Origin of the sequence: Streptomyces sp. NPDC101118 (assembly GCF_044759445.1) — a bacterium.
Taxonomy (GTDB): Bacteria; Actinomycetota; Actinomycetes; order Streptomycetales; family Streptomycetaceae; genus Streptomyces.
On record NZ_JBIVZG010000016.1, the window covers coordinates 55,509 to 73,038 of the forward strand.

At 73.3% G+C, this 17,530-nt stretch carries 15 protein-coding genes; 11 read left to right on the top strand and 4 right to left on the bottom strand.

Features of this window, described 5'->3' with window-relative positions; translation table 11 throughout:
• Positions 1 to 162 precede the first annotated feature (162 nt).
• Positions 163 to 1,242: a hypothetical protein gene (locus tag ACIQUQ_RS24205; RefSeq protein ID WP_403979341.1), complete on the top strand. Its 1,080-nt coding sequence runs from the start codon at positions 163 to 165 to the stop codon at positions 1,240 to 1,242.
• Here the strand turns inward: ACIQUQ_RS24205 and ACIQUQ_RS24210 are convergent.
• Positions 1,200 to 2,480: an MFS transporter gene (locus tag ACIQUQ_RS24210; RefSeq protein WP_403979343.1), complete on the bottom strand. Its 1,281-nt coding sequence runs from the start codon at positions 2,478 to 2,480 to the stop codon at positions 1,200 to 1,202. The genes ACIQUQ_RS24205 and ACIQUQ_RS24210 overlap by 43 nt on opposite strands.
• Before the next feature lie 85 nt (positions 2,481 to 2,565).
• Here ACIQUQ_RS24210 and ACIQUQ_RS24215 point away from each other — a divergent pair, with 85 nt between their 5' ends.
• The 3 genes from ACIQUQ_RS24215 to ACIQUQ_RS24225 all read left to right on the top strand — a co-directional run bounded on the left by ACIQUQ_RS24215 (position 2,566) and on the right by ACIQUQ_RS24225 (position 6,419).
• Positions 2,566 to 3,555: a LysR family transcriptional regulator gene (locus ACIQUQ_RS24215; protein ID WP_403979345.1), complete on the top strand. Its 990-nt coding sequence runs from the start codon at positions 2,566 to 2,568 to the stop codon at positions 3,553 to 3,555.
• Positions 3,556 to 3,768: 213 nt separating this feature from the next.
• Complete coding sequence (locus tag ACIQUQ_RS24220) at positions 3,769 to 5,130, top strand: nitrate/nitrite transporter (RefSeq protein WP_403979348.1); 1,362 nt, start codon at positions 3,769 to 3,771, stop codon at positions 5,128 to 5,130.
• Positions 5,131 to 5,249: 119 nt separating this feature from the next.
• Positions 5,250 to 6,419, top strand: a complete 1,170-nt coding sequence (locus tag ACIQUQ_RS24225; protein ID WP_403979350.1) for a uroporphyrinogen-III synthase — start codon at positions 5,250 to 5,252, stop codon at positions 6,417 to 6,419.
• Positions 6,420 to 6,476: 57 nt separating this feature from the next.
• Here ACIQUQ_RS24225 and ACIQUQ_RS24230 read toward each other — a convergent pair whose 3' ends face one another.
• Complete coding sequence (locus ACIQUQ_RS24230) at positions 6,477 to 6,902, bottom strand: PIN domain-containing protein (protein WP_403979353.1); 426 nt, start codon at positions 6,900 to 6,902, stop codon at positions 6,477 to 6,479.
• A gap of 2 nt (positions 6,903 to 6,904) precedes the next feature.
• Complete coding sequence (locus ACIQUQ_RS24235) at positions 6,905 to 7,123, bottom strand: type II toxin-antitoxin system VapB family antitoxin (RefSeq protein WP_403979355.1); 219 nt, start codon at positions 7,121 to 7,123, stop codon at positions 6,905 to 6,907.
• Between the two features lie 158 nt (positions 7,124 to 7,281).
• Between ACIQUQ_RS24235 and ACIQUQ_RS24240 the strand changes: the two genes are divergently transcribed.
• From ACIQUQ_RS24240 to ACIQUQ_RS24255, 4 genes are all read left to right on the top strand, one after another.
• The gene (locus tag ACIQUQ_RS24240) at positions 7,282 to 7,887 is read left to right on the top strand and encodes a CGNR zinc finger domain-containing protein (protein ID WP_403979358.1); all 606 of its coding nucleotides are present in this window, start codon (positions 7,282 to 7,284) and stop codon (positions 7,885 to 7,887) included.
• A 34-nt stretch (positions 7,888 to 7,921) separates the two neighbouring features.
• Positions 7,922 to 10,216 (top strand): HelD family protein, encoded by a 2,295-nt coding sequence (locus tag ACIQUQ_RS24245; RefSeq protein WP_403979360.1) that lies wholly within the window; start codon positions 7,922 to 7,924, stop codon positions 10,214 to 10,216.
• A gap of 525 nt (positions 10,217 to 10,741) precedes the next feature.
• The gene (locus ACIQUQ_RS24250; RefSeq protein ID WP_403979362.1) at positions 10,742 to 12,166 is read left to right on the top strand and encodes an NAD-dependent malic enzyme; all 1,425 of its coding nucleotides are present in this window, start codon (positions 10,742 to 10,744) and stop codon (positions 12,164 to 12,166) included.
• Positions 12,167 to 12,484: 318 nt separating this feature from the next.
• Positions 12,485 to 12,766: an HU family DNA-binding protein gene (locus ACIQUQ_RS24255; protein ID WP_030875040.1), complete on the top strand. Its 282-nt coding sequence runs from the start codon at positions 12,485 to 12,487 to the stop codon at positions 12,764 to 12,766.
• Between the two features lie 114 nt (positions 12,767 to 12,880).
• On the opposite strand, the gene murA is transcribed toward ACIQUQ_RS24255, so the two are convergent.
• Positions 12,881 to 14,221: a UDP-N-acetylglucosamine 1-carboxyvinyltransferase gene (gene murA, locus ACIQUQ_RS24260; RefSeq protein ID WP_399944751.1), complete on the bottom strand. Its 1,341-nt coding sequence runs from the start codon at positions 14,219 to 14,221 to the stop codon at positions 12,881 to 12,883.
• 275 nt (positions 14,222 to 14,496) lie between these two features.
• Here murA and ACIQUQ_RS24265 point away from each other — a divergent pair, with 275 nt between their 5' ends.
• The 3 genes from ACIQUQ_RS24265 to ACIQUQ_RS24275 all read left to right on the top strand — a co-directional run bounded on the left by ACIQUQ_RS24265 (position 14,497) and on the right by ACIQUQ_RS24275 (position 17,440).
• Entirely contained in the window at positions 14,497 to 15,057 is a 561-nt protein-coding gene (locus ACIQUQ_RS24265; protein WP_403979365.1) for a YqgE/AlgH family protein, read from the top strand.
• 283 nt (positions 15,058 to 15,340) lie between these two features.
• The gene (locus tag ACIQUQ_RS24270; RefSeq protein ID WP_150207851.1) at positions 15,341 to 15,625 is read left to right on the top strand and encodes a DUF3039 domain-containing protein; all 285 of its coding nucleotides are present in this window, start codon (positions 15,341 to 15,343) and stop codon (positions 15,623 to 15,625) included.
• A 183-nt stretch (positions 15,626 to 15,808) separates the two neighbouring features.
• Entirely contained in the window at positions 15,809 to 17,440 is a 1,632-nt protein-coding gene (locus ACIQUQ_RS24275) for a beta-N-acetylhexosaminidase (RefSeq protein ID WP_403979368.1), read from the top strand.
• Positions 17,441 to 17,530 lie beyond the last annotated feature (90 nt).

The following is a 17,530-nucleotide window of genomic DNA, read 5'->3' on the forward strand; positions in this document are numbered from 1 at the left end:
CGCGTCCCGCGTTCGTCGTACGCAGGCTACGACGCCCGCGCGCTGCCGCAGGTTGCCCGCGCTCTTGCAGGCTTGGTATGGACCTGCCACTCTGCTGGGCGGCCGCCACCCCCCACGCCGGCCGCTCCCGCCCCGGAGGCATTGATGCGTCACGTGCGCCGCATGCGTCACAGAGTGCTCGGTGTGCTCGTCCTGCTCCTCGGACTCCTCCTCCCGCTGCCCGCCACCACCGCCCACGCCGCCACCGGGCCCCAGATCTACGGGGCCTGGCACTGCAGCGACGACGCCTGCACCTGGGGCAGGGTCCGCACCGTCGCCGAGTTCGACGCCATGAACCACTGGCTCGTCGACCGCGGCGACGGCCGCCCGTCCGTCAACCTCGTCGTCCTCAGCTTCGTCGAACCGCAGAAGCTGCTCAGGAAGACGAACGACGCCACCACCGTCGACGGCGTGCCCCGCGGCATGACCCCCGAGATCGTCGACTACTTCACCTCCCGCGGGATCCGCGTGATGCTCTCCATCGGCGGCATCACCTACACCGACGAATGGGACGCGGCCCTCGCCGAGGACGCCACCCGCCTCGGCCTCAACGCCGCCGACCTGGCCACCCGCCTCGGCGTCGGCATCGAGATCGACTACGAGCAGAACACCGGCCCGAACCTCGTGGGCCTCCAGGCCTTCATCGACGCCTACCGTTCGCGCCACCCGTACGACGCCACCGGCGCCGACCACACCGCCCGGCTGACCATCGACACCGCCGCCGGCGACCGCTGGCTCATCGGCATCAACCGCAAGGCCACCGCCGACTGGCTGCGCACGGACACCCCGGTGCTCGACTACGCCAACGCCATGGTCCCGGCCCGCCAGCCCTCCACCACCAGCGCGATCGCCAACTGGCAGGAGCACGTGGACGGCAAGCCCACCTACGCCCCGCCCGTCCCGCCGCTGGCGCCCGCCAAGTTCACCGGCGGCCTCTACATCAGCGACCAGACCAAGTCGCTTCCGGAGTGCACCGCCTTCGCCAACTCGCTCCAGAAGTCCACGGGTCCGTTCACCCAGTCCGTGGCCCCGAACGGCGCCGGAACGACCTCCGGCATGCTCGGATACATGTTCTGGGCCGCCGAGCGCCCGTCCACGCGCGGTACGGGCACCCAGCCGCCGAACACCTGCGAGGGCGGCGTCGGCGCGGGCGCCACGGCCTACTCCGTGCCGCTGCCCATGCCGCCCCTGCGCCAGAGCTGAGCCGAGGAGGCGACCAGCGCGGCGACCGCGGCCGCCGGAGGTGCCAGGTACGCGACGGCGGGGCCCACCTGCTCCACCGCCCAGCCCCCGGTGGCCGCGCCCGCGGCGATCCCCGCCAGCATCGCGGTCACCGCCAGGGTCATCCCCTCGTTCAGCCGCCCGGCCGGGGTCACCCGCTGCACCAGCGCCATCGCGGTGACCATCGCCGGGGCCGTGGCCATGCCCGCCGCCAGCAGCGCGCAGGCCAGCACCGGCACCGCGCCCGTGGCGGCGGCCGCCAGCGGCAGGCTCATCAGCACCGTCATCGCCGCCACGCACGCCACCAGACGGCGCCGTACCGAACCGGCCGGGCGCAGCGTCCCGTACACCAGCCCGGCCGTGCAGGAGCCGAGCGCCTGCAGGGCCAGCACCGGACCGGCGGTGGCGGTCAGCCCGTGCTCGTCCAGGAAGGCGATGGAGACCACCTCCATCGAGCCGAACACCGCGCCCATCGCGAGGAACATCACCAGCAGCTCCGGCATCCCCGCCGCCCGCAGCGGCCCCGGGCCCCGCACCGCCGCGGCCGGCGCCACCGGCGGCTCGGTGGCGCGCTGGGCGCAGAACACCAGCATCCCCGTCAGCAGCAGGAAGGCGCCGGCCAGCGTGCCGGCCTCGGGGAAGAGCGTCCCGCACAGGAAGGCCGCGAGCACCGGCCCGAGCATGAAGCACAGCTCGTCGGCGGCCTGTTCGAAGGAGTTCGCGGTGTGCAGGGCGGCGGCGTTCCGCGGGTCCCCGCCCAGCAGGTGCGCCCAGCGGGCCCGGGACATGCCGCCGATGTTCGGGGTGGTCGCGGTGGCGGCGTACGCGGCGAAGAGCGTCCAGTCCGGCGCGCCGGTCCGTACGCACACCACCAGCGCCAGTGAGCCCAGCACCGCGAGCACCGTGGCAGGCACGGCGATCCGGGCCTGCCCGTACCGGTCCACCAGCCGCGCCGTCCACGGCGCCACCACCGCGGTCGCGGCCAGGCCCGTCGCCGTGACCGCGCCGGCCAGGGCGTACGAGCCGCGCTGCCCGGCGATCATCATCACCGCGCTCACCCCGAACATGCCCATGGGCAGCCGGGCGATCAGGTTCCCGGCGGTGAAACCGCGGGCGCCCGGGGTGCGCAGCAGCCGCCGGTAGGGCCCGGCGGGGCGCGCCGGGCGGACGGCGGGGGAGGCGATGACCAGGGTGGATCCGGTGACGGTGAGGAGCGGCATGGAGATCACCTTCGCCCGCGCCGCCGCCCGTGGTCCAACACCTGTTCGGTGCCCATTCACGCATCCGGATTGTTAGTCTCCTGCGGTGACCGGGAACCCCAGGGCGGACGACATCGAACCGCGGCTGCTCCGCGGCTTCCTCACGGTGGCCGAGGAGCTCCACTTCACGCGCGCCGCCGCCCGCCTGTACGTGGCCCAGCAGGCCCTCAGCCGCGACGTGCGCCGCCTCGAAACCGCCCTGGGCGCCGAGCTGTTCGTCCGCACCACCCGGCAGGTCGCCCTCACCCCCGACGGCGAGCGGCTGCTGCCGTACGCCCGCCGGGTCCTGGAGGCCCAGGACGAACTCGCCGCCGCCTTCGGCGGGGCGGCCGCCCGCCCCCTGCTGGTCGACCTCAACACCGACGGGCCCAGCTCCGCCCGCCTGGTCCTGGAACGCGCCCGCGAACTCGCCCCCGGCCAGGAGCTGATGGCCCGCTTCGAGAGCGGCCTCACCCACGCCGCCGCCGAGATCGCCGCCGGCCGGCTGGACGTCTCCTTCGGCCGCTTCGCCGGCCTCGACCCCGCGCTCCGGGCCCGGCTGGACCACCAGCCCGTCCGGTTCGAGCCGCTGGCCGTGCTGCTGCCCGAGGACCACCCGCTGGCCGGTGCCGGCGCCGTGCCCCTCGACGCGCTCGCCGGAGAACGCGTCTACGCGGGTGCCGGGAACCCCCGCACGCTGGAGTGGACCGACTACGCGCGCCGGCTGTTCGACGGCCGGGGCATCTCCCTCGCGCCGCCCGCCCCGGTGGCCGTCGGCAAGGAGGAGTTCCGCCGCGTGATGGCCAAGACCCGGACGCCGGTGCTGGTGACCGTGGACTTCGTCGACATGCCCGGTTCCGTGAAGGTGCCGCTCGTGGAGCCCGTACCGCTCTCCCCGCTCTCCATGGTGTGGCGCCGGGGATTCGGCCACCCCGGGATCGACGCCCTCCGGACCGCCGCCGCGGAGCTGGCCGCCGGGCGCGGCTGGCTGCGGCGCCCACCGGGAGGCTGGCTGCCCGGACCGGACGAGGAGCTGATGGGTACGGGCGGCCGCTGACCCGTACGGGCTCCGCCGACCGGTACGGGCGCACCCCGGGGCCGTACGCGCGGCCGCCCGCCCGTACGGCCCGCCGTCCTCCCGCACCCCTCACATCCCGCCGCCCGCCCGGGTGAGAGCAACGTTCCGCGGCGGTCATCGCGCGGGCACGGGGGCCGAAACGCGCCATCCCTAGCGTCTGGCAGCACGGACACCAGAGCAGTGGAGGGCGTGATGGGCGCAGGGCGCACCGGGGGCCGCTGGATCGAGCAGTGGGACCCCGAGGACGAGGTCTTCTGGAAGCAGACGGGCGAGAAGACGGCCCGCAGGAACCTGATCTACTCCGTGCTCTCCGAGCACATCGGCTTCTCCATCTGGTCCGTGTGGTCCGTGATGGTGCTCTTCATGGGCCCGCAGTACGGGATCGACCCGGCCGGGAAGTTCTTCCTGATCGCGACGGCCACCCTGGTCGGCGCCTTCGTCCGCATCCCGTACACCTTCGCCGTCGCCCGCTTCGGCGGCCGCAACTGGACGGTCTTCAGCGCGCTGCTGCTGCTGGTCCCCACCGTCGCCGCTTTCGCGGTGATGGAGCCCGGCACCTCGTACGGCACCTTCCTGCTGGTGGCCGCGCTCACCGGGGTCGGCGGCGGCAACTTCGCCTCCTCGATGACCAACATCAACGCCTTCTTCCCGCTGCGGAAGAAGGGGTGGGCCCTCGGCCTCAACGCCGGCGGCGGCAACATCGGCGTGCCCGTGGTCCAGCTCGTCGGCCTGCTGGTCATCGGCACCGCCGGCGCGGCCCACCCGCGCATCCTGCTCGGCGCGTACATCCCGCTGGTGCTCATCGCCGCGGTGCTGGCGGCGGTGAAGATGGACAACCTCGCGCCGGTGAAGAACGACACCGGCGCCGTGAAGGAGTCGGTGCGCCAGGCTCACACCTGGATCATGGCCTTCCTCTACATCGGCACCTTCGGGTCCTTCATCGGCTACAGCTTCGCCTTCGGCCTGGTGCTCCAGACGCAGTTCGGCCGCACCCCGCTGCAGGCCGCCTCGCTCACCTTCATCGGCCCGCTGCTCGGCTCGCTCATCCGGCCCGTGGGCGGGTCGCTGGCCGACCGGTTCGGCGGCGCGCGGATCACGCTCGGAACCTTCGTGGCCATGGCCGTGGCCACCGGCGTGGTGATCCTCGCCTCCGTGCGGGAGTCGCTGCCCGTCTTCCTGGTCGGCTTCATCGCCCTGTTCATCCTGAGCGGACTCGGCAACGGCTCGACGTACAAGATGATCCCGGGCATCTTCCAGAACCAGGCGCTGGCCCGCGGCATGGCCGGCGAGGCCGCCGACGCGTACGGGCGGCGGCTGTCCGGCGCCTCGATGGGCCTGATCGGTGCGGTCGGCGCGCTCGGCGGCCTCGGCATCAACCTGGTCTTCCGGGAGGCCTTCCTCAGCTCCGGGTCCGGCACAGGTGCCTTCGTCACCTTCCTCGGCTTCTACGCGCTGTGCTGCCTGGTCACCTGGGCGGTATACCTTCGGCGGCCCGCCCCGAGCCGGGTCGTCGCCTCGCACACCGAAACGGAGCCGCAGCTCAGCACCGTCTGAGCGGGCCGCGCGGCACCCTTGTTACGACGGTGAAATACCGGTGAACCGAGCCTGACACGCCACGTTGGCAGGCTCGGTTCCCGCCGTACCGCCCCTTTGCGCAAGGCAGGGACCCCGCCATGGACGACACCACACCCCACCCCCCAGCCGGATCCGGAACCACCACCGGGCCCCTGGCGGGCTTCACGGTCGGCGTCACCGCCGCCCGTCGCGCCGACGAACTCACCGCCCTGCTCCGCCGTCGCGGCGCCGCGGTGCTGCACGCTCCCGCCCTGCGGATCGTGCCCCTCGCCGACGACAGCGAACTGCTGGGCGCCACCAAGGAACTCATCGGCAACGCCCCCGACACCGTGGTCGCCACCACGGCCATCGGCTTCCGCGGCTGGATCGAGGCGGCCGACGGCTGGGGCGTCGGGGAAGACCTGCTGGCCCGGCTGCGCGGCGCCCGGCTGCTGGCCCGCGGGCCCAAGGTCAAGGGCGCCATCCGGGCCGCCGGCCTCACCGAGGAGTGGTCCCCGGACTCCGAGTCGCTGGCCGAGGTGCTGGACCGGCTGCTCGCCGAGGGGGTGGCCGGCCGCCGGATCGCGCTCCAGCTGCACGGCGAGCCGCTGCCGGGCTTCGTCGAGACGCTGCGGGAGGGCGGAGCCGACGTCGTGGTCGTGCCGGTGTACCGCTGGATGCCGCCCGAGGACCTGGCCCCGCTGGACCGCCTGGTGGACGCCGTGCTCGCCCGCTCCCTCGACGCGGTCAGCTTCACCTCCGCCCCCGCCGCCGCCTCCCTGCTGTCCCGGGCCGCCGAGCGCGGGCTGCTGCCCGAGCTGCTGGACGCACTGCGCGGGGAGGCGCTGGCCGCCTGCGTGGGGCCGGTCACCGCGCTGCCGCTCCAGGCCCACGGCATCGAGACCGTCCAGCCCGAACGCTTCCGGCTCGGGCCGCTGGTCCAGCTGCTCTGCCAGGAGCTGCCCGCGCGGGCCAGGACGCTGCCGCTGGCCGGGCACCGGGTGGAGATCCGCGGCCACGCGGTGCTGGTCGACGAGGACCTGCGCCCCGTACCGCCCGCGGGCATGGCACTGCTGCGCGCCCTGGCCCGGCGCCCCGGCTGGGTGGTGGCCCGCGCCGAACTGCTCCGGGCCCTGCCGGGCGCGGGGCGCGACGAGCATGCGGTCGAGACGGCGATGGCCCGGCTGCGGAGCGCCCTGGGCGCGCCGAAGCTGATCCAGACCGTGGTCAAGCGCGGCTACCGGCTCGCCCTGGACCCGGCCGCCGACGCGAAGTACGCGGACGCGTAGCCGTTGCCCCGCGGCCCGGCCCCGGGCCCGTGCGCTTCCCTGCCACCGGCTCGGGGGCTACGTCCCGGCTCGTCGTACGTGGTGCACGTTGTGCTCCTGGACGTCGGTGAGGAGGCTCGCCGCCGTGGTGAAGTCCTTGTCGTCGTGGAGTACGACGAGGCCGTGGTGGGCCGCGGTCGCGCAGACGAGCCAGTCGACGACCGACAGGCTCTGGTGGCGGCCGCGTTGGGCCAGCCGGCCCTGCGCGGTTTCGATCCACTGCCAGGCGGTCTTGGGGATCGGGACGTCAGGGTAGAGGTCGTCGAACATGTCCGTCATCGCCTCGTACTCGTCGAGGCTGCGCGCGGAGCGGCGGAACTCCGTGCGCTGCGGTCGGCAGGAGCCGATGTTGCCCGCGTCGACCTCGTGCGCCCACGCCTCGGTGAGGGACTCGTCGCGCCGTAGTCGCCAGAGGGCGGTGGAGTCGATCAGATACCGCAGCACGATCAGGCAGTGCCCTTCTCCGCTGCGTGCAGACGCCAGAAGCTCTCGTCGTCCCAGTCCTGCGATGCACGGAAGTGGCGGAGGCGGGCCTCGCTGCGCCGCTGACGCTCGTTGTACTCCCGGAGCGCGAGGTTCACCATCTCCTTCTTCGTCCTTATCCCCGACCTGCGCATGGCCTCGGCCAGTGCCTCGTCATCGATGTCGATCTGCGTCGCGGACATGAAGCCTCCCGGGTGGCGTCTACTTCATACAAAGGTAGCGGACATCGCATACAAAGCGCCGCCGGAACGGACGCGGTGTCGGCGGGGTTCCCGTCCGGCTCGGGGCGCGGCACTCTGGAGTCGGCACCCACCGGTCGCTTCGAGGCGGTGACACGCGCATGACTGCGGGCGCGGGCTCGTACGGGCTGTGGTTCGACTCCGGGCGCGTCTGCCTGGACCTGGTCGCCACCGCCGGCCCCGACGAACGGCTCGGCGAGGCCTTCCGGCTGAGGCAGTGGCTCATCGGCACCGGACTGGTGCCCCTGGGCACCCCGCTCGACCGGGTCGGGTACGACTGGCTGCCGCAGTTCTGGGCGCTCCGCGACGACCTCGCCGACCTGCTGGCCGCCGCCCTGCGCGGGCTCCCCGCGGGCGAGGCGCTGGAGCGCGTCAACGCCCGGGCCCTGGCCGCGCCGCCCGGCCTGTGCGCCGTACGGGAGCCCGACGGCGGTCTGGCCCGGCGGCTGCACGGCGCCGACTGCGCCGCCCTGCTGGCCGCGGTGGCCCGCGACGCGGTGGTGCTGCTCACCGACCCCGGCGCGGTGGCGCTGCTGCGGGCGTGCGACGGAGAGGGGTGCACCCGGGTGTACCTCGACACCTCGCGCGGCCACCGCCGGCGCTGGTGTTCCAGCGAGACCTGCGGCAACCGCGAGCGCGTCGCACGCCACCGGCGCCGCTCCCTGGCCTCGCGTGAGGACTGCCCCCAACCGGAGGGGGTACCTTAGACGGTCGCCCAGAACGACCAGAAGGGGGCCCTTGGTGGCCGCGCAGGAAGCCACGGAAGAGACCGTCCGCGATCGGGAGATCGCGGTCGAACAGACTCATCTGGACCAGGTGTACCGCCGCCTCGAGGAGAAGATCCACGAGGCGGAGTTCCTGATGAACGACGCGGCCAAGCGCGGCCAGGTGGGCACGCCGGGCGCGCTCGCCGAGCGTGACGCCCAGGTGTTCCGGGCCGGCATCCACCTCAACCGGCTCAACAACGAGTTCGAGGACTTCCTCTTCGGCCGGATCGACCTCGTGCTCGGCAAGGACGGCGAGCGCGGCCCGGACGGCGCGTACACCTCCGTCGAGCCGGCCGACGACGCCATCCGCGAGGACCTCACCGCCGACATCGCGGAGACCCTGCACATCGGCCGCATCGGCGTCCTCGACTCCGACTACTCCCCGCTGGTCATCGACTGGCGGGCGCCGGCCGCCGCGCCGTTCTACCGCTCCACCCCCAAGGACCCCGGCCGCGTGGTCCGCCGCCGCGTGATCCGCTCCAAGGGCCGCAAGGTGCTCGGCGTCGAGGACGACCTGATGCGCCCCGAGATCACCGCCCACCTGGACGGCCGCGAGCTGCCCGCCATCGGCGACGGCGCACTCATGGCCTCCCTCGGCCGGGCCCGTACGCACTCCATGCGCGACATCGTGTCGTCCATCCAGGCCGAGCAGGACCTGGTCATCCGGGCCCCCGCCGCGTCCGTGGCCGAGGTGTCCGGCGGCCCCGGCACGGGCAAGACCGCGGTGGCCCTGCACCGCGCCGCGTACCTCCTCTACCAGGACCGCCGCCGCTACTCCGGCGGCATCCTGATCGTCTCCCCGACCCCGCTGCTCGTCGCCTACACCGAGGGCGTGCTGCCCTCCCTCGGCGAGGAGGGCCAGGTCGCGATCCGCGCGCTGGGCTCGTTGGTCGACGGGGCCGAGGCCACCACGTACGACGAGCCGGCCGTGGCCCGGATCAAGGGCTCCTCCCAGATGCTCAAGGTGCTGCGCAAGGCCGTCCGGGGCGCCCTGGAGCTGGGCGGCGCCCCCGAGCGGCTGCGCGTGGTCGCCTTCAACCGCCGCCAGGAGCTGGAGGCCGAGGAGCTCGACCGGATCCGCCAGACCGCCCTCGGCGGCACCGCGCCCGTCAACCTGCTGCGCCCGCGCGCCCGCCGGCTGCTGCTGGACGCCCTCTGGGCGAAGTCCGGCGGAGCGAGCCGGCACACCGACCCCGAGCTGGCGGCCGAGCTGCGCGCGAGCTTCGACGAGGACGTCTCCACCGAGGACCCGTTCATCGAGTTCCTGGACGCCTGGTGGCCCGAGCTGACCCCGCGCCGGGTGCTGGCCGCCATGGCCGACGAGCGGAAGCTCTCCCGTTGGAGCCGCCGGGTGCTCAACCCCCGCGAGACCCGCCAGCTGGCCCGTTCGCTGCGCCGGGTGGGTCCGGACGGCTCGGGCCCGCTGTCGGTGCACGACGTCGCGCTGCTGGACGAGCTCCAGGGCCTGCTGGGCGCCCCCGCCCGGCCGAAGAAGAAGCGCGAGCTCGACCCCCTGGACCAGCTCTCCGGCCTGGAAGAGCTGATGCCGCGCCGCGAGGAGACCCAGCGTGAGCGCGCCGAGCGGCTCGCCGCCGAGCGCACCGAGTACGCGCACGTGATCGTGGACGAGGCCCAGGACCTGACGCCCATGCAGTGGCGGATGGTCGGGCGGCGTGGGCGGACGGCCACCTGGACGGTGGTCGGCGACCCCGCGCAGTCCTCCTGGACCGACCCCGACGAGGCGGCCGAGGCCCGTGACGAGGCGCTGGGCAGCCGGCCGCGGCGCCGCTTCACCCTCACCGTGAACTACCGCAACCCGGCCGAGGTGGCCGAGCTGGCCGCCAAGGTGCTGGAGCTGGCCATGCCGGGCATGGAGTCGCCCACGGCGGTCCGCTCGACCGGCCTCCGTCCGCGGTTCGCCGCCGCGGGCGAGGACCTGGGCGCGGCGGTACGGGAGGAAACGGTCCGGCTGCTGGGCGAGGTGGACGGCACGGTCGGCGTCGTGGTGGCGATGGACCGCCGCGAGGAGGCCGCGGGCTGGCTGGCGGGCCTGGGGGACCGGGCGGTCCCCCTCGGCAGCCTGGAGGCCAAGGGCCTGGAGTACGACGCCACGGTCGTTGTGTCGCCCGCCGAGATCGCGGCGGAGTCGCCGGCCGGCCTGCGGGTGCTGTACGTGGCGCTGACGCGCGCGACCCAGCAGCTGACGGTGGTCTCGGACGCCCGCGACGAGCCGGACGCCGACGGGGTGCCGGGGCTGCTGCGCGGCTGACCGCACACCGGGGTGCCCGGCCTGTGGCGCGGCCGGCGTGTGGCGCCCGGCCTCCGGGCGCCGCGCCGCCTCCGGGTGCCGCGCCGAGATCGTCCGTGAGCCGTTCGGCTCGCGGCCGAGCGGGCGGCATGTGTCCAGGTCGTGGGCAACTCGGCGGAGGGGGGATCAGTTCCGGGCAACCTTTGTTAGCCTGGGTGAGGCACCGGCTCGATCCAAGCCCCCGGGCCCAACCTTCGTCGCTTAGAGCGACCACTTGCCGCGAGGCGAGCATGGCGGGTCGGTGTCATAGACGTTCATACAGGTCCGCGTCCTTCTCCAGGGAAGGGCGCGGACCTTTTTTGTGCCCGGGCACACTTCCTTCACGTCAAGATATCTCGTATGGTGGAAGTGTTCTTCCGAAGTTTGTAGCTGGTTACCTGCTACCGGCTGGTAGGTGGGACGATCGGACAACACGTCCTGTCGCGTTCGCGCGCAATGTCAGGGGGGCGTGTGCAGCGAAGCAAGGGAAAGCAGAGGAACACGGCCATGGCAACGGCGCCCAGCGTCTCGTACTCGATGACGGTCCGCTTGGAGGTGCCCGCGAGCGGAACCGCGGTCTCCCAGCTCACCACGGCCGTGGAGTCCTCCGGCGGATCCGTCACCGGCCTCGACGTGACCGCCTCCGGTCACGAGAAGCTCCGTATCGACGTCACGATCGCCGCGACCTCCACCTCGCACGCCGACGAGATCGTCCAGCAGCTGCGCGAGATCGACGGCGTGACGCTCGGCAAGGTCTCCGACCGTACGTTCCTCATGCACCTCGGCGGCAAGATCGAGATGGCGTCCAAGCACCCCATCCGCAACCGTGACGACCTGTCCATGATCTACACGCCGGGCGTGGCCCGCGTGTGCATGGCGATCGCCGAGAACCCCGAGGACGCGCGCCGCCTCACCATCAAGCGCAACTCCGTCGCAGTCGTGACGGACGGATCCGCCGTCCTGGGCCTGGGCAACATCGGCCCGAAGGCCGCGCTGCCCGTGATGGAGGGCAAGGCGGCCCTCTTCAAGCGCTTCGCCGGCATCGACGCCTGGCCGATCTGCCTGGACACCCAGGACTCCGACGCCATCGTCGAGATCGTCAAGGCCATCGCCCCCGGCTTCGCGGGCATCAACCTGGAGGACATCTCCGCGCCGCGCTGCTTCGAGATCGAGGCCCGTCTGCGCGAGGCCCTCGACATCCCGGTCTTCCACGACGACCAGCACGGCACCGCGATCGTCGTCCTCGCCGCCCTCACCAACGCACTTCGCGTGGTGGGCAAGGGAATTGGCGACGTGAAGGTCGTCATGTCCGGCGCCGGCGCCGCCGGTACGGCCATCCTGAAGCTGCTCATCGCGGCGGGCGTCAAGCACGCCGTCGTCGCCGACATCCACGGCGTCGTGCACGCCGGCCGCGCCGACCTGGTCGACGCCGACGCCGAGTCGCCGCTGCGCTGGATCGCCGACAACACCAACCCCGAGGGCTACACCGGCACCCTGAAGGAAGCCGTCGTCGGCGCCGACGTGTTCATCGGCGTCTCGGCCCCGAACGTGCTGAACGGCGACGACGTCGCGGCCATGGCCGAGGGTGCGATCGTCTTCGCGCTCGCGAACCCGGACCCCGAGGTCGACCCCTCGATCGCCCGTGAGACGGCGGCAGTTGTGGCCACCGGCCGCTCCGACTTCCCGAACCAGATCAACAACGTGCTGGTCTTCCCGGGCGTCTTCCGCGGTCTCCTCGACGCCCAGTCCCGCACCGTGAACACGGACATGATGCTGGCCGCCGCGACCGCGCTCGCCGACGTGGTGACCGAGGGCGAACTGAACCCGAACTACATCATCCCGTCGGTGTTCAACGACAAGGTGGCCGGCGCCGTCGCGGGTGCCGTCCGCAACGCGGCCAAGGCGGCCGGAGCCTCCGCGAACGGGCTGTGACGGGCCCCACGTCCGCCTGACACCCGGCGCGTCGCGGGATGCGGGGCCGACGGGGCCGCTCTAGGGTTGCGGGGATGCCCGCGGCGGCACCGCGGTCCGCATCCGCCGGCGGACGGAGCGTCACCGCGGCGTGACCGTGGCGCTTTTCGTGTGACCCTGGCGGGTGCCGGATTGGCTTTCCCGCCGCTGGTGGGGGCAGGATGCGTAACCGGGCGAGAGGGTCTGACGTCAGACCCGGGTCCGGGGACTGTCCTAGGGCCCTGGCAGCATCGGCTTCGATCTCACGCCTCAAAGGCAAGTTGAACACGGGAGTACAACATGAACCGCAGTGAGCTGGTGGCCGCTCTGTCCGAGCGTGCCGAGGTGACCCGCAAGGACGCCGACGCCGTTCTGGCCGCCCTCGCCGAGACCATCGGCGAGGTCGTCGCCAAGGGCGACGAGAAGGTCACCATCCCCGGCTTCCTGACCTTCGAGCGCACCCACCGTGCCGCTCGCACCGCGCGCAACCCGCAGACCGGCGACCCCATCCAGATCCCGGCCGGCTACAGCGTGAAGGTCTCCGCGGGCTCCAAGCTCAAGGAAGCCGCCAAGGGCAAGTAGGTCCTGGTCGGCCTCCGGCCGGGCGTAGTGCGCCGTGAGGCGTCCTCATACGCAGAAGGGCGGCCACCCCCTCGGGGTGGCCGCCCTTTGGCGTTCCTGCGTGCTTCTGGAGCGTCAGACGAGCGCGCCGTTCGGCAGCTCGACCTTGGCGCCGAGCTCCACGAGCTTCTCCATGAAGTTCTCGTAGCCGCGGTTGATCAGGTCGATGCCGTGGACGCGCGAGGTGCCCTCGGCCGCCAGGGCCGCGATCAGGTACGAGAAGCCGCCGCGCAGGTCGGGGATGACCAGGTCGGCGCCCTGCAGCTTGGTCGGTCCCGAGACGACCGCCGAGTGCAGGAAGTTGCGCTGGCCGAAGCGGCAGGCCGAGCCGCCCAGGCACTCGCGGTACAGCTGGATGTGAGCACCCATCTGGTTCAGCGCGGAGGTGAAGCCCAGCCGGGACTCGTACACCGTCTCGTGGACGATCGACAGGCCGGCGGCCTGCGTCAGGGCGACCACCAGCGGCTGCTGCCAGTCGGTCTGGAAGCCGGGGTGCACGTCCGTCTCCAGCGCGATCGCGTTCAGCGGGCCGCCCGGGTGCCAGAAGCGGATGCCGTGGTCGTCGATCTCGAAGGCGCCGCCGACCTTCCGGTACGTGTTCAGGAAGGTCATCATCGAGCGCTGCTGGGCGCCGCGCACGTAGATGTTGCCGCCGGTCGCCAGCGCCGCGGACGCCCAGGAGGCCGCCTCCAGGCGGTCCGGGAGCGCCTTGTGGTTGTAGCCGCGCAGCTTGTCGACACCGGTGATCCGGATGGTCCGGTCGGTGTCCATGGAGATGATCGCGCCCATCTTCTGCAGGACGCAGATCAGGTCCTCGATCTCGGGCTCCACGGCGGCGTTCGACAGCTCGGTCACGCCCTCGGCGAGCACGGCCGTCAGCAGCACCTGCTCGGTCGAGCCGACCGAGGGGTACGGCAGGCGGATCTTGCAGCCGCGCAGCCGCTGCGGGGCCTCCAGGTACTGACCGTCCTCGCGCTTCTCGATGGTCGCGCCGAACTGGCGCAGCACGTCGAAGTGGAAGTCGATCGGCCGGCCGCCGATGTCGCAGCCGCCGAGGCCCGGGATGAAGGCGTGGCCGAGGCGGTGCAGCAGGGGGCCGCAGAAGAGGATCGGGATGCGCGAGGAGCCCGCGTGCGCGTCGATGTCGGCGACGTTCGCGCTCTCGACGTGGGTGGGGTCCAGGACCAGCTCGCCCGGCTCGTCGCCCGGGCGGACCGTCACGCCGTGCAGCTGGAGCAGGCCGCGGACCACGCGGACGTCACGGATGTCCGGGACGTTGCGCAGACGGCTGGGTTCGCTGCCGAGCAGAGCGGCGACCATGGCCTTCGGCACGAGGTTCTTCGCGCCGCGGACCCGGATCTCGCCCTCGAGCGGGGTGCCGCCGTGGACAACAAGGACATCGTCTGTGCCGGTCATGAATCTCGCGTTCCGAGAGAGGTGGGCAGGGGGCCAGAGAAAAGGGTAAGGGGCAGACTCCCCGGATCCGTATGCCCGACGGGCCCCCGGGAATGTCATGAATTGGCCACAGCACCCTCCGTGCCCGCCGCATGGCGGAGGGTTGCGTTCCGGATCCCCTTCCGTATCCCGCTCCGCGGTGCGCGCCCCGCGCTGCCGCGATGCGCCCGAAGTGCGGTGCCGTCCGATCCGTCGCCCGCTCCCCCTTCAGGGCGAATATGCGGGATCATGTCCGCATGACCGAGGTGTCCTCGCTCACAGGGCGACTGCTCGTCGCCACTCCCGCACTGGCGGACCCGAACTTCGACCGCGCGGTGGTGCTCCTCCTCGACCACGACGAGGAGGGCTCGCTCGGCGTGGTCCTGAACCGGCCCACCCCCGTCGGCGTCCGTGACGTCCTGCTGCCCTGGGCGGGCCTGGCCGGGGAACCGGGCGTGGTCTTCCAGGGGGGTCCCGTCTCGCTCGACTCCGCGCTCGGGATCGCCGTCATACCGGGCGACGAGGGCCCGCTCGGCTGGCGCCGGGTGTACGGCGCGATCGGCCTGGTCGACCTGGAGGCCCCGCCCGAGCTGCTGGCCAGCGCCCTCGGGTCCCTGCGGATCTTCGCCGGCTACGCGGGCTGGGGTCCGGGCCAGCTGGAGGCCGAGCTGATCGAGGGCGCCTGGTACGTGGTGGAGTCCGAGCCCGGGGACGTGTCCTCGCCCGATCCGGAACGGCTCTGGAGGTCGGTGCTGCGCAGGCAGCGCAGCGAACTGGCGATGGTCGCCACCTACCCGGACGACCCGACCCTGAACTGAGGCGGCGCCGGAGTCCCCGCGGTCGCGGGCCCGGCGCGCGAGGTCCGGGGCCCGCCGCGTGCCGCCCTGGTCCCGGCGCCGGCCGCCCCGGGCCCGGCCTCCGTGGTCGTGGGCGGGGTGCCCGTGGATGTGGGCGGGGCGTCTGTGGCCGTGGGCGGGGCGTCCGTGGACATGGGCGGGGTGCCCGTGGTCGTGGGTCCGGCGCACGCGGTCGTGGGCCGGGCGGACCACCCCCGCCCGGGCGTGCTCCTCGTGGCGCCGCGCGGCCCAGTACCCTAGCGGCATGAGCACTCTTGAGCCCGAGCGCGGGACTGGCACGGGGACCCTCGTAGAGCCGACGCCGCAGGTTTCCCACGGCGACGGCGACCACGAGCGCTTCGCCCACTACGTCCAGAAGGACAAGATCATGGCGAGCGCCCTCGACGGGACCCCCGTCGTGGCGCTCTGCGGCAAGGTCTGGGTGCCGGGCCGCGACCCGAAGAAGTACCCCGTCTGCCCCATGTGCAAGGAGATCTACGACTCCATGGGCGCCGGCGGCGACAAGGACAAGGGCGGCAAGGACAAGTAGTCCCTGCCGCGGCCGGAAGGCCCCCGGGGTGTGCGTGCCGCGCCTCCCGGGGGCCTTTCGCATGCCGGTAGGGTCCCCCGCGTAAGCACTCCGTGAAACAGCCGTTGCGCAGGGTGCAACGGCATGCGGGTACCTCCCGGCGTCGGACCGGGAGCGACCGCCCCGACCGCGAAGGGCCGACGCATGGACCTCATCCCGGCACCCGTCCGCTGCCACGTCGACGACGGCGCCCCCGGACACACGCTCGACGCGACCACCACCCTCACCGCCGGCCCCGGCGCGGAGGCGACCGCCCGCTGGCTGCGCGGTGAACTCGGCGCGGCCACCGGGCTCCCCTTCCCGCCCGGCAGCGGCCGCTCCGGCATCCGGCTGCTGACCGACGGCCGCGTCCGTGCCGAGCTGGGCGAGGAGGGCTACCGGCTCACCGTCGGCCCGGGCGGCACCGCCGTCGTCGGCGGCGGCCCCGCGGGCGTCTTCTGGGGCGCCCAGACGCTGCGTCAGCTGCTCGGCCCCGACGCCTTCCGCCGCGCCCCGCTGCCGGGCCGCGTCTGGCGGCTGCCGCACGCGCGGATCGAGGACCGGCCGCGCTTCGGCTGGCGCGGCATGATGCTCGACGTCGCCCGCCACTTCCTGCCCAAGGACGCCGTCCTGCGGTACGTCGACCTGCTCGCCGCCCACAAGCTGAACGTGCTGCACCTGCACCTGACCGACGACCAGGGCTGGCGCGTCGAGATCCTGCGCCACCCCCGCCTCACCGAGGTCGGCGCCTGGCGCCCCCGCACCCGCCGGGGCCACCGGGCCTCCCCGCTGTGGGACGACACCCCGCACGGCGGCTTCTACACCCAGGACGACGTCCGCGAGATCGTGGCCTACGCCGCCGCCCGGCACGTACGGGTGGTCCCCGAGATCGACGTACCCGGCCACTCGCAGGCCGCCATCGCCGCGTACCCCTGGCTCGGCAACACCGACGCGGCCGACACCGCGGCCCTCGGCGTGTGGGACGACTGGGGCATCAGCGAGAACGTCCTCGCCCCCACGGACGAGGTGCTGCGCTTCTACGAGGGCGTGTTCGAGGAACTGCTGGCGCTCTTCCCCGCGGAGACCTCGCCGTTCGTGCACGTCGGCGGTGACGAGTGCCCCAAGGAGCAGTGGCGCCGCTCGCCCGCCGCCCAGGCGCGGATCCGCGAACTCGGCCTGGCCGACGAGGACGAGCTCCAGTCCTGGTTCATCCGGCACTTCGACCGCTGGCTCGCCGACCGCGGCCGACGGCTCATCGGCTGGGACGAGATCCTGGAGGGCGGGCTCGCGGACGGCGCGGCGGTCTCCTCCTGGCGCGGCTACGCGGGCGGCATCGCGGCCGCAGGGGCCGGGCACGACGTGGTGATGTGCCCCGAACAGCAGGTCTACCTGGACCACCGTCAGGACGGCGGCCCCGACGAGCCCGTGCCCATCGGCTACGTGCGGACGCTGGAGGACGTGTACCGCTTCGAGCCGGTGCCGCCCCAACTCGACGCGGCCGCCGCCGCGCACGTGCTGGGCGCGCAGGCCAACGTGTGGACCGAGGTGATGGAGGACCAGGGCCGGGTCGACTACCAGGTCTTCCCGCGGCTGGTCGCCTTCGCCGAGGTCGTGTGGTCGGCGCTGCCCGGGCCCGCGGACCGCGACTGGCCCGGCTTCCGCGACCGGATGACCGGGCACTTCCGGCGCCTTGACGCGCTGGGCGTCCACTACCGGCCGCCCGGCGGGCCGTTGCCGTGGCAGCGGCGTCCGGGAGTGCTGGGACGCCCGGTCGAGGGGCCGCCCCCGAACGTGTGAGGAGGCGGGTGGGGTGACCGGGGTGCGCGGCGGGCGCGGGACGGCGCGCGCCGGCTCCCGGACGCGGGGGGCGCCGCCGGGGGCGGCGGG

Coding starts and splice junctions, on each gene's coding strand:
- ACIQUQ_RS24205 (WP_403979341.1), top strand. CDS start 163: ATGCGTCACAGAGTGCTCGGTGTGCTCGTCCTGCTCCTCGGACTCCTC.
- ACIQUQ_RS24210 (WP_403979343.1), bottom strand. CDS start 2,480: ATGCCGCTCCTCACCGTCACCGGATCCACCCTGGTCATCGCCTCCCCC.
- ACIQUQ_RS24220 (WP_403979348.1), top strand. CDS start 3,769: ATGGGCGCAGGGCGCACCGGGGGCCGCTGGATCGAGCAGTGGGACCCC.
- ACIQUQ_RS24225 (WP_403979350.1), top strand. CDS start 5,250: ATGGACGACACCACACCCCACCCCCCAGCCGGATCCGGAACCACCACC.
- ACIQUQ_RS24235 (WP_403979355.1), bottom strand. CDS start 7,123: ATGTCCGCGACGCAGATCGACATCGATGACGAGGCACTGGCCGAGGCC.
- ACIQUQ_RS24240 (WP_403979358.1), top strand. CDS start 7,282: ATGACTGCGGGCGCGGGCTCGTACGGGCTGTGGTTCGACTCCGGGCGC.
- ACIQUQ_RS24250 (WP_403979362.1), top strand. CDS start 10,742: ATGGCAACGGCGCCCAGCGTCTCGTACTCGATGACGGTCCGCTTGGAG.
- ACIQUQ_RS24255 (WP_030875040.1), top strand. CDS start 12,485: ATGAACCGCAGTGAGCTGGTGGCCGCTCTGTCCGAGCGTGCCGAGGTG.
- murA (WP_399944751.1), bottom strand. CDS start 14,221: ATGACCGGCACAGACGATGTCCTTGTTGTCCACGGCGGCACCCCGCTC.
- ACIQUQ_RS24265 (WP_403979365.1), top strand. CDS start 14,497: ATGACCGAGGTGTCCTCGCTCACAGGGCGACTGCTCGTCGCCACTCCC.
- ACIQUQ_RS24270 (WP_150207851.1), top strand. CDS start 15,341: ATGAGCACTCTTGAGCCCGAGCGCGGGACTGGCACGGGGACCCTCGTA.
- ACIQUQ_RS24275 (WP_403979368.1), top strand. CDS start 15,809: ATGGACCTCATCCCGGCACCCGTCCGCTGCCACGTCGACGACGGCGCC.